We start from the raw sequence: 10,884 nt of genomic DNA, 5'->3' as shown, positions 1-10,884 counted from the left end.
CCGCGACTCCGAGGGGCGGTGGCTGGCAGTCGGAGGCGGGGGATACGGACTGGTGCGCGTCGTGCCGAGGGCATGGACTCACTTGATCGCTGCAGCGCTCGATCGCGAGATCGACGTCGACACCGCTGTCCCGGAAGACTGGAAGGAATCGACGAAGCTGCGAGCGCCGAGCGTCGACCTCCCGCCGACCATGGGGGACGGCGGTGATGTCGCATACACGCCGTGGGACGGCCCGGGTGGTACACCGGAGACAGGTGTCGCCTCGGTGGACCGTGCACTCACCCGTATCGACTCGGCGATCATCGCGACACGTCGCGCTTCGTTCCCGCTACTCGGACTCGACCCGGAGGATCCCCGTGACTGAACAGTCCGATACCGAAGCTGCCGGCGGCGAGGCGAGCGGCCAGGCGCCGAAGACCGACCCCGCTCACACCTATCCCCATTCCTGGGTAGTCGATGTTCTCGCCTCCGACGGCGGAGCGGTGGCGTTGCGACCCATCGTTCCCGAAGATGCGGACAAGCTCGTCGAATTCCACGGCAAACTCTCCGAGCGCACCCGGTATCTGCGCTACTTCGGCCCGTACCCCACGATGTCGGCGCGCGACGTCAAGAACTTCACGACGGTCGACCACCACAACCGCGTGGCGTTCGTGATGATGCTCGGCGACGAGATCATCGCGGTGGGTCGATACGAGCGACTGCTCGACGTCGGTGACGGAAAGTCTGCCGAGGTCGCCTTCGTCGTCGCCGACGCACACCAGGGGCGCGGCCTCGGCCCGATCCTGCTCGAGTACCTGGCAGCGGCAGCGGCCGAGAACGGTCTGACGATGTTCGTCGCCGAGGTCCTCTCCGAGAACCGCAACATGGTGACGGTGTTCCGTGAGGCGGGGTATCAGGTGAGCCGCTCTTTCGACGGTGGCGTGCTGAGACTCGAATTCGCGATCGACCCGACGGAAGCGCTTGTTTCAGTACGTAATTCGCGTGAGCGGGCAGCTGAGGCCCGCAGTATGGGAAACGTGCTCAGCCCGCGATCGGTGGCGGTGATCGGCGCATCAGCGGACCCGGCCAAAGTGGGTAACGCGGTGTTGACCAACCTGCTGCGCGGCGGATTCACCGGACCGGTCTATCCCGTCAACGCGGAGCATCGTTCGGTACACGGCGTTCGGGCATATCCGACGGTTCGTGACATCCCCGACGACGTCGATCTCGCCGTCGTGGCTGTACCTGCAGAATCGATCAATTCGGTACTCGACGACTGCCTCGACAAGGGCGTCAAAGCGCTGGTGGTCGTCTCGTCGGGCTTCAGTGAGAGTGGTCCGGACGGGCGCTCGTCCGAACGCAAACTGGTCCATGCAGCGCGCGCTCACGGTATGCGCCTCATCGGCCCGAATGCGCTGGGTGTCGCGAACAACGACCCGGCGATTTCGTTGAATGCGACGCTCGCGCCGGTCTTGCCGGTGGCAGGCAACGTCGGCTTCTTCTGTCAGTCCGGCGCGCTCGGTATCGCCATTCTCGACGAAGCCGCTCGCAGCCGAATCGGATTGTCCGCCTTCGTTTCCGCCGGTAACCGTGCGGACGTCTCGGGTAACGACCTTCTGCAGTACTGGGATTCCGACCAGTCCACCGAAGTGGTCCTTCTCTATCTGGAGAGCTTCGGCAACCCACGGAAGTTCTCTCGCATCGCCCGTCGAGTTGCGCGGAAGAAGCCGATCGTCGCAGTGAAGAGCGGTCGGCACGCGGTTCCGCCGGTGCTCGCCGCCACCGGAGTCGAGATCGACGATTCGATCGTCCGCGCCCTCTTCGAACAGGCGGGCGTCATTCAGGTCGGGTCCATTTCACAATTGTTCGACTGCGCCTTGCTCTTCGGATACCAACCGTTGCCCGCCGGCCCCCGGCTTGCGGTCATCGGCAACTCGACCGCGCTCGGTGTCCTTGCTGCGGACGCGGCCCGCAGTGAAGGTCTGCAGGTCAGCGACCCGGTCGACCTCGGCGCCCAGGCGAGTCCGGAACTGTTCGCCACTGCCGTGCGCGACGCTTTGGCGTCGTTCGACGTCGATGCCGTCATCGCCGTCTTCGTTCCTCCGGTCGCCATTCCGGTCGAGCCGTTCGCGAAAGCACTCAAGGACGCCGTCGCAGGCTCGGACAAGCCGATTCTCACCACGTTCCTCGCAGCTGAGGGTGTGCCGGACGTCCTGGCAGTTCGTGACGAAGTCGGTAACCCGACCCGCGGTTCGGTGCCGTCCTACCCGGGGCCGGAGCGTGCCGCCCTGGCGTTGGCGAGGGCTTGGCGATATGCGGAGTGGCGCAGCAAGCCTGCGTCGAAGGTGGTTCGCCCCGTGGGTATCGACTCCGAGCGAGCCCAGAAGATGGTGGCAGATTGGCTTGAAAACTCTCCTGGCCGTTGGCTTTCAGATGTGGAAGCGGCGGCGCTGCTCGAGTGTTACGGGGTCGCCGTCGTCGAATTCCGTTCGGTCCTGAGCGAAGACGAAGCAGTAGAGGCAGCGGATGCTGTCGGCTACCCGGTCGCGGTCAAGGCAACCGGCGAAATGTGGCGACACCGACCGGATCTGGGCGGTGTCAGGCTGGATCTGAGTGGACCGGAATCGGTGCGCCTCGCTTACCGAGATCTTGCGGCAGCGTCGGGTGAACCGCTGCTGCACGTGCAGAAAATGGCAACCAAGGGCATCGGATGTGTGGTTGGTGTCCAAGACGACCCGTCGTTCGGTTCGCTGATCTCGTTCGGGCTTGCCGGTGTGATCTCCGATCTCCTCGGTGACCGTGCCTATCGCGTACTGCCTCTCACCGAGGACGCTGCTACGGAATTGATCGACGCGCCCAAGGCCGCGCCGCTTCTCTCCGGATACCGCAACGCCGTTCCGGTCAACAAGGGTGCGTTGGTTTATCTGGTCCAGCGCTACTCGGCGCTGGCCGACGACATTCCCGAAGTCCGCGAACTGGCCTGTGAGCCGGTACTCGCTTCGGCTACCGGCGCGGAGATCACCGATTCACGTGTCCGAATCGGACCTGAGCCGAGCGCAATCGACCTGGGGCCCAGGCGGCTGCGGTAGACACAGCGAACAACACCGGCCACCGCACATTCCCGAGGGGGAGGGAAGTAGCGGTGGCCGGTGCTTTGTGCGGTGCGTCCGCGCGAGTGGTGTGGCGCGCTGACGCACGTGCTGTGTTGTTTGATCAGCTCGCGTAGGACCGCAGTTTCTCGGCGCGATCACCGACGCGGAGCTTGCCCATGACCTCACGCTCGATCTGACGAACCCGCTCACGCGAGAGGCCGAAGAGCTTGCCGATCTGATCGAGGGTGCGGGGCTGGCCGTCGTCGAGACCGTAGCGAAGTCGGATGACCTGCTGCTCCCGCTCGTCGAGCGTCCCGAGCACGCTGCGCACATCGCTGTGCAGCAGACCGGCGATGACGGCGTTCTCGGCCGAGGTCGCCTCGGAATCTTCGATGAAATCGCCCAAGGGCGCTTCTTCGTCGTTGCCCACAGGCATGTCCAGGCTTACCGGGTCGCGGCTGTGGTCGAGCAGGTCGGCAATCTTGTGCGCCGGGATGCCCGACTCTTCGGCCAACTCGTCGTCCGTGGCTTCTCGCCCGAGCTGCTGGTGCAGTTCGCGCTTGATGCGGGCGAGCTTGTTGACCTGCTCCACGAGGTGGACTGGGAGCCGGATGGTGCGGCTCTGATCAGCCATTCCGCGGGTGATCGCCTGACGGATCCACCAGGTGGCGTAGGTCGAGAACTTGAAGCCCTTGGTGTAGTCGAACTTCTCCATCGCACGGATGAGTCCGAGGTTGCCTTCTTGAATCAGATCGAGGAGCGGCATGCCGCGGCCGGTGTAGCGCTTGGCCAGCGACACGACGAGTCGCAGGTTCGCTTCCAGGAGGTGGCTACGCGCTGACTGTCCCTCGCGAACGATCGTTGCGAGATCCCTCTTCTTGGCGACTGTCAGGCGCTTTCCCGTGGCAAGAACGTGGCTGGCGTACAGCCCCGCTTCGATTCGCTTCGCCAGTTCGACCTCGTCTGCTGCTGTCAGCAGTGCAGTACGACCGATCCCGTTCAGGTAGACGCGGACCAGGTCTGCGGCCGGGCTCTGGGCGTCCAGATCTGCGGCGCTCGGACGAATGCGAGTAGTGGTGCTGGGGCTTGTCATGACTTGCCTCCCTATCGGCGGTCTCTCACACAGTTCAACGTGTGAGAGTTCCGGGAAAGTTCCCGTGCCGATTTCCACTAAATCGCTGTGACCTGCAGTTATTTCCCAGTCGTCCTGAGAAGTTGCTGAGAACACAAAAATCTGCAACTCACCGGGAACTCAGTTCGTGACGGGAAGCACCAACCCGTGTCGAACCAGCGAGACCATCATTGTGACGACGGCCTCACGTAGCTGGTCCGGGTCTTCGCCGTTCGCCGCGGCAAGAAGTTCGATCAATTCGTCGACCACCAGTCCATCCGCTCGGAGTCCGGCCAACAGCGCAGCACCGAGCTCGTCGATCTCGTGCTGCCAGTGCGGTCCGTTGCCGCGGTGCACACGCGTGACCACTTGTTGCCATCCCTCGTCACCGGGGAGGTAGACGCGTTCGAGAGCCGTGTCCGGATCGAGGACGAAGCGTTCCTCGAGGACGTCGTGTTCACGCAACCAGGCAAGACGGTCGAAGTATGCGAGCGCCTCGGCCCCGAGCGGGTCCGAGAAGCCGTGCATGAGGTCCTCGGCCATCAGGTCGGTGGGGGAGTCGGTGCGGCGAAGGAACACGAAACCGAAGCCGACGCCCTCGACATCGGCTTCTTCGAGGTGATCCAGCCAGGCGTTTGCTCTCGATGCCGTTTCCGGATCTCGAGGATCCTGCCCGCCGTCCTTGAGCCACGTGCCTACATACAGAGCCGGATCCGCGACATCGCGCTGGACCACCCAGGCATCGACGCCGTGGGCCGGCAGCCACGACGCGATCCGCGACCGCCAGTCCTGCCCTTCGACGTGCACCCAGGACGCCAACAGAGCTGCCGTGCCGCCGGGGTTCAGGTAGTCGATCGATTGCGAGATCATCAATTCGCTCGCACCGTCGAGATCGAGGCCGGAATCGCGGTACGTGTGATGGACGCGTGCCTCGCCGACGACAAACGGCGGATTGGCGACCACCTGGTCGAAGGTTCGACCCTCGACGGGTTCGAACCAGGACCCTTGAAGGAGTTCGACGTCCAGTCTGTTGAGGGCCATGGTTGCTGCCGTGAGGTCGACAGCGCGTTGATTGATGTCGGTTGCGGTGACCGAATCGGCGTACGTGTTCGCGTGCAGGGCTTGGATGCCGCATCCCGTACCGAGGTCGAGCACGCTGCCGACCCTCGCGGTGGGCGTGGCCTGCAGCAAGGACAGTGACGCATGCCCGACGCCCAGCACATGATCGGCCGTGGCCTTCTTGGGACGGATTCCGCCGTCGAGATCCGAGATCACCCAACGATCGCCGTCGCCGACGTCGATGGGGCGAAGATCCACCGCGGCCCGCACGAGCGGATTCTCACTGTCGAAGTTCTCACCTTCGAGCAGACCGGCGTCGACGCACTGCGCGATTGTCAGCGGAGCCAGCGCCGCGGCGACGTCGCCCGCCGGGCAGTCATCGGCGAGAAGGAACAGTCTGATGAGAACGCCCAGGTCCCCGAGTTCTCGGGTGGCGCGGCGCACGGGCACCGGCTCACTTCGGCCGAGAGCAGCGTGAACTTCGGGACCCAACGCCTCGAGCATGGTTCCGGTGTCGAATCGATTGCGAAGCAGAGCCTCACGCAGCGCAGGGGTGATGGACAGGAGCGTTTCGCTTCTCACCCCGTCATTCTCGCAGGCGGAACTTGTCAGCCTTCGATGGTGTGGTGCGTCGCGGATTCGATCTCGCCTGCGGTCTTCTTTCGTCCGTCGTATCGACTCGGTTCGTCCTTGGTGCGCGGTGGTCGGTCGTTGGCGATCAGGACGGCGATCCAGGGAAGCGGAATGGATGCACCGATGATGAGCATCGAGATCCAGGCGTTGGCCCAGATGCCGTACGCGATCGCCGCGAGGATCAACGCCGGGAACCGGAAGGACATGATGATCATGTACTTGCGCACTCGGGCTTTGTGCTGTTCTTCGACGGACTGCTGCGCTTCGGTGATCAGTACGGGATTGTCGGGAGTCCCGGCCTCGTCGGACCTGCCGAACGCGCCATTTCGTGCCATGACTCCACTGTTCCACTCTCGGCCGACAATTGCACACGACCCGTGGGTCGCACCGCTGTGACGGAGACGGCATTATTGGAGGGGTGAGCACTCAAACCAAGGAACGTCCCGACGTCTCCACCGACGAAACGACCGACGACGACACCCCGAAGTTCTTCCACTACGTGAAGAAGAACAAGATCGCCGAGAGCGCCGTCATGGGAACCCATGTCGTCGCGCTGTGCGGTGAGGTGTTTCCCGTGACGAAGTCCGCCAAGCCGGGATCACCGGTGTGCCCGGACTGCAAGAAGATTTACGAAGGACTCCGCAAGGGCGACTGACCTCGGGTCACGCGAGCGGCAGTACTTCCGGAGCTCGGCGGATCGACAGCCTCGACGCAGTCGGCCGCCGGGCCCTTGGCGTCTGCCTGCGGTTCGTCGCAGGGTTCTTGGTCTACGCAGGAGTTCTGGCGCGACCCCGATTGTCTGCTCTCCGTTTGTCTGCTGCGGGGCCGCCCGTACGAGGGGACCGTGGCCGGATCCGCTTTGTCGCCCGAGATGCGGATCGGGCTGGTGGCCAGGTGCCAGGTCAGGTTGGTGACCGGACCGGTCTTTTCGTCGGTGTTCTGAGCCGCAAGCCACTCTCGCATCTGCTCCATCCGGGTGGCACGAGCCGGCCAGAACTCTTGAACAGTCGCGTTGAACTCGGCGCCGAGGACGACGGCAAAACCGAGGAAGAATGTGAAGAGCAGAAACGCGATCGGCGTTGCCAACGCGCCGTACGTGTAGCCGGTGCTGGTGACGAATCCCAGGTACCAGCGCAATCCGGTGCTGGCGGCCATGAAGAACACACCCGCGACCAGGGCGCCCGCGAGCAGCCGATGCCACGGCAGCGACTTCGGCAGAGCGACCTTGTACAGCGTCGTGAGGCCGATGATCACCAGCAGACCGACAGCAGGGTAGTAGAACGTGTCGACCAGATTCGATCCGACCACGTACCAGGAGGCCGGCAGTGCTCGCCCGACGAGCGTCGGCCCCAGAGCTACCAGCGGCAGGATGAACACCGCCATCACCAGGAACATCACGTAGAGCAGCAGGGCGAAGATGCGCTGCCAGATGGGATTGCGCGCATCCTGCTGACCGTGTGCTTCCACGATCGAGTCGACGAACGTACTGATCGCCGATGATCCCGCCCACAGGGAGAGCAGGAAGCCCACCGAGATGATCTCCGGTCGTCCGCGTTGAAGGACGTCCGTCACCGTCGGGCGGATGATCTGGTCGACGACGCTTTCGCTGAAGATCGTTCCGCTGAACGTGACGATCTTGGATTCGATGATCTCGACGGTGTTGGGTCCGAACCACCCACCGATGTAGCCGATCATTCCCAGAAGGCCGAGCAGCAGGGGAGCAAGCGACAGCGTTTGCCAGAACGCGGCCGTAGCCGCCTTTCCGAAGATGGAATCGTCCCAGGCCTTGCTCAGGGTTCGACCGATCAACTGCCCGGTGCGGCGTAGCGGATGCCATCTGCGGTGGTGCAGATCACTTCCGCTCGACTTCTCGCCTCGCGCTTCACTCATGATGTCTCCAGCATCCCTGACGACACACCCGGTTGCCCAACCATGGCGCCGACGTGTCGCACATTTCTGAGACAATTCGCGTGCAGGTCGGCAGGACGCGAGAGAAGCGAAACCTCGCCGGCCGGAGTGAGAACGGCCATGAGTACGCGCTTCGAGTGCGGCTTTCGTCGGTGGCGGCGGCTAGGCTCGTCGCCGGACATTGATGAAAATTCGAGGAGCGCGAGACAACAGTGCGATTCCAGTGGAGGCGCGGCCTATGACGTCTGAGACCGTGGCAGCCGAGTTCGGCAAGTCGCCCGAACCCGCCGGAGCTCAATCCGCGGGAACCCAACCTGGCGCCCCTACCGGTTCCCTTCGTGCATGGCAGCGCCGTGCACTGACCAAGTACCTTTCCAGCAGTCCGCGTGACTTTCTGGCGGTCGCAACGCCGGGAGCAGGTAAGACCACCTTCGCTCTGCGGGTAGCTTCGGAATTGCTCCGTGACCGGACGGTCGACCAGATAACCGTCGTGGCGCCGACCGAGCACCTCAAACACCAGTGGGCGGAGTCCGCACAGCGCTCCGGCCTCGCATTGGACTCGCGGTTCTCCAACTCGACCGGCCAGACCTCGAGTGACTATCACGGCGTCGTGCTGACCTACGCCCAGGTTGCCTCGCACCCGTCGAAGCATCGTGTGCGGACCGAGGGCCGCAAGACGCTGGTCATCCTCGACGAGATCCACCACGGCGGCGACGCCAAGAGCTGGGGCGACGCCATTCGTGAAGCGTTCGGCGACGCGACCAGGCGTCTCGCACTGACCGGAACCCCGTTCCGCAGTGACGACAGTGCCATTCCTTTTGTCGAGTACGAGCCGGACAAGGAAGGTCTGCTCCGCTCGAAAGCCGACCACTCCTACGGATATTCGGATGCCCTCAAGGACGGCGTGGTTCGCCCCGTCGTGTTTCTCGCCTACTCGGGCGAGGCACGGTGGCGAAACAACGCCGGCGAGGAATTCACCGCTCGACTCGGCGAGCCGCTGAGCGCCGAGCAGACGACTCGGGCCTGGCGTACGGCCTTGGACCCTGCCGGCGACTGGATTCCTGCCGTGCTGCAAGCAGCAGACACCCGTTTGGCGCAGCTGCGCAGTACCGGTATGCCCGATGCCGGCGGACTTGTCATCGCGACGGACCAGACAGTGGCCCGCGAGTACGCGAAGGCCCTGACCGCGATCACCGGCGAACAGCCGGCTGTCGTGCTGTCCGACGACCCCACCGCGTCCAAGCGAATCGCCGAATTCGGTGCGAGCGACCAGAAATGGATGGTCGCGGTCCGCATGGTGTCCGAGGGCGTCGACGTTCCCCGTCTGGCGGTCGGTGTGTACGCGACCAGCGCGTCGACTCCGCTGTACTTCGCTCAGGCGATCGGGCGCTTCGTACGTTCGCGTCGTAAGGGCGAAACTGCCAGCGTCTTCCTGCCGTCGGTGCCGGTGCTTCTCGACCTTGCCGCACAGCTCGAGGCCCAGCGTGATCACGTACTCGGCAAGCCGCATCGTGAGAAGGACGGCCTCGAAGACGACCTGCTCGCCGATGCGAACAAGCAGAAGGACGAGCTGGGCGAGGAGGAGAAGGCGTTCACGTCCCTGGGCGCCGATGCCGAACTCGACCAGGTGATCTACGACGGATCATCCTTCGGTACCGCGACATTCGCCGGAAGTGACGAGGAAGCCGACTACCTCGGTCTGCCAGGTCTACTCGACGCCGATCAGATGCGGGCGTTGCTGCGTCAACGCCAGCAGACACAGGTCGAGGCCAACTCGGCCAAGGCTCCCGCCCCGCAACCCACGGCGGCAGTGGTATCCGATCGAGCGGCCACGGCAGATCAGCTCGGAGCGCTCCGCAAGGAGCTCAACGGGTTGGTGGCGATGAACGTCCACCGCACCGGTAAGCCGCACGGCATCATTCACGCGGAACTGCGCCGGGTGTGCGGCGGTCCGCCGACGGCCATCGCTACTGTCGATCAGCTGACCGAACGCATCGCGATTCTCCGCAGCTGGTAGCAGCCGATACCGGTCCCGCACGCTTCGCGTGCTTGCGGCCCCGGAACGGCAGAACGGGCGATCACAGTGATTGTGATCGCCCGTTCTGGCGTTCATGGCGCGCCTCGTGAAGAGGCCACCCCCGGCTGACAGGTCAGATTGCGGGTTCGCTTTCGGAGACGACGGCATTCATCTCGCGAAGTCGATCCGCGTGTTCGGTTGCGTGGTGTCCGCAGAAGAGAAGCTCGCCGCCGGTGGGAAGCACGGCGCGTACGCGTGCTCCGGCACCGCACCGGTCGCACCGGTCGGCAGCGGTCAACTGTGGGCTGGTCAGTGTTCCGGGCATGACTCCTCCGTACTGGCTTTGCGGCATTCGGGCCGCGTGCCTGGGGCCTGGTCCGCCGCGTCGGAATGGCGCGGTAGATCCACTCTTACAGACGTTTGGGGTTTACGGGTTGTTCCCGAAGGCGTTTCTTAGTGTTGTGTCTCACTGGAAATGCGCTGGGCAGGCATTCTCGGGTGAAGATTGTTCGCTGACAGCTGATTCGGATCGCCGACCTCAGCCCGATATTCTGGTCGTATGAACCCGGGACGCGAACCACTTGTCGACGAGAGCGTCGAGTTGCTCCACATGTGCACGCGCGAGGAGTGGGCGCGGGCACAACAGCTCGGTGAACGTATCCCCGACGGATTCGAGGCGGAGGGATTTGTCCACATGTCGACTCCGGCGCAAGTTCATCTCCCGGCCAATCGGATCTTTGCCGGCCGTGACGACATAGTCCTTCTGGCTATCGATCCGGCCTTGCTCGGCGGTCAGGTCAAGTACGAACCGGGTGTCCCCTCGGACCCGGAATCGATGCGATTCCCGCATCTGTACGCCCCGATTCCCGTCGCAGCCGTCACCGCTGTCGTCGAGTATTTTCCGGACGAGAACGGCGTGTTTTCGCCGGTTCGGTAGGTCGCCGGTTCGCTCGCCGCGAAGTGCTCCCCGCGGATAACGGCCCTCCCGCGATGCAGGTCACCGATCGGCGCTACCGTTGGTATATGAACGTAGAAGTCACCCCACTACCGGGGATCGGGACGCGCAAGGATTTTGTTCTGTCTTC

The 10,884-nt window shown here is 64.0% G+C and carries 9 protein-coding genes and 1 pseudogene; 5 read left to right on the top strand and 5 right to left on the bottom strand.

Annotated elements, in window-relative coordinates; translation table 11 throughout:
• Both RWT78_RS24085 and RWT78_RS24080 read left to right on the top strand, forming a co-directional pair.
• Positions 1 to 364, top strand: a pseudogene (locus RWT78_RS24085) (acetoin utilization protein AcuC); the annotation flags it as partial.
• Positions 357 to 3,068 carry a GNAT family N-acetyltransferase gene (locus RWT78_RS24080; RefSeq protein ID WP_314681459.1) on the top strand — a complete coding sequence of 904 codons (2,712 nt, stop codon included), beginning with the start codon at positions 357 to 359 and terminating at the stop codon, positions 3,066 to 3,068. The pseudogene RWT78_RS24085 and the gene RWT78_RS24080, both read left to right, overlap by 8 nt.
• 124 nt (positions 3,069 to 3,192) lie before the next feature.
• Here RWT78_RS24080 and RWT78_RS24075 read toward each other — a convergent pair whose 3' ends face one another.
• The 3 genes from RWT78_RS24075 to RWT78_RS24065 form a co-directional block, all read right to left on the bottom strand.
• Positions 3,193 to 4,164 carry a sigma-70 family RNA polymerase sigma factor gene (locus RWT78_RS24075; RefSeq protein ID WP_314681457.1) on the bottom strand — a complete coding sequence of 324 codons (972 nt, stop codon included), beginning with the start codon at positions 4,162 to 4,164 and terminating at the stop codon, positions 3,193 to 3,195.
• Between the two features lie 159 nt (positions 4,165 to 4,323).
• On the bottom strand, positions 4,324 to 5,823 hold the full coding sequence (locus RWT78_RS24070) for a methyltransferase (RefSeq protein WP_211920258.1): 1,500 nt from the start codon (positions 5,821 to 5,823) through the stop codon (positions 4,324 to 4,326).
• 26 nt (positions 5,824 to 5,849) lie between these two features.
• Entirely contained in the window at positions 5,850 to 6,209 is a 360-nt protein-coding gene (locus tag RWT78_RS24065; RefSeq protein ID WP_003942638.1) for a DUF3099 domain-containing protein, read from the bottom strand.
• An 83-nt stretch (positions 6,210 to 6,292) separates the two neighbouring features.
• Between RWT78_RS24065 and RWT78_RS24060 the strand changes: the two genes are divergently transcribed.
• Positions 6,293 to 6,529: a DUF3039 domain-containing protein gene (locus tag RWT78_RS24060; RefSeq protein ID WP_003942602.1), complete on the top strand. Its 237-nt coding sequence runs from the start codon at positions 6,293 to 6,295 to the stop codon at positions 6,527 to 6,529.
• Here RWT78_RS24060 and RWT78_RS24055 read toward each other — a convergent pair.
• Positions 6,502 to 7,764 carry a YihY/virulence factor BrkB family protein gene (locus RWT78_RS24055; RefSeq protein WP_314681454.1) on the bottom strand — a complete coding sequence of 421 codons (1,263 nt, stop codon included), beginning with the start codon at positions 7,762 to 7,764 and terminating at the stop codon, positions 6,502 to 6,504. The genes RWT78_RS24060 and RWT78_RS24055 overlap by 28 nt on opposite strands.
• Positions 7,765 to 8,020: 256 nt before the next feature.
• On the opposite strand from RWT78_RS24055, the gene RWT78_RS24050 reads away from it, so the two are divergent.
• Positions 8,021 to 9,799, top strand: a complete 1,779-nt coding sequence (locus tag RWT78_RS24050) for a DEAD/DEAH box helicase (RefSeq protein ID WP_116058148.1) — start codon at positions 8,021 to 8,023, stop codon at positions 9,797 to 9,799.
• A gap of 133 nt (positions 9,800 to 9,932) precedes the next feature.
• On the opposite strand, the gene RWT78_RS24045 is transcribed toward RWT78_RS24050, so the two are convergent.
• A complete protein-coding gene (locus RWT78_RS24045; RefSeq protein WP_003942643.1) occupies positions 9,933 to 10,124 on the bottom strand; it encodes a hypothetical protein in 192 nt (63 codons plus the stop codon).
• Between the two features lie 234 nt (positions 10,125 to 10,358).
• Between RWT78_RS24045 and RWT78_RS24040 the strand changes: the two genes are divergently transcribed.
• Positions 10,359 to 10,736: a DUF952 domain-containing protein gene (locus RWT78_RS24040; RefSeq protein WP_209922846.1), complete on the top strand. Its 378-nt coding sequence runs from the start codon at positions 10,359 to 10,361 to the stop codon at positions 10,734 to 10,736.
• Positions 10,737 to 10,884: the final 148 nt, after the last annotated feature.

The organism is uncultured Rhodococcus sp., assembly GCF_963525155.1.
Taxonomy (GTDB): Bacteria; Actinomycetota; Actinomycetes; order Mycobacteriales; family Mycobacteriaceae; genus Rhodococcus_F; species Rhodococcus_F qingshengii.
The sequence above is the reverse complement of the archived record's forward strand: the minus strand, read 5'-3'. Positions and strand labels throughout refer to the sequence as shown.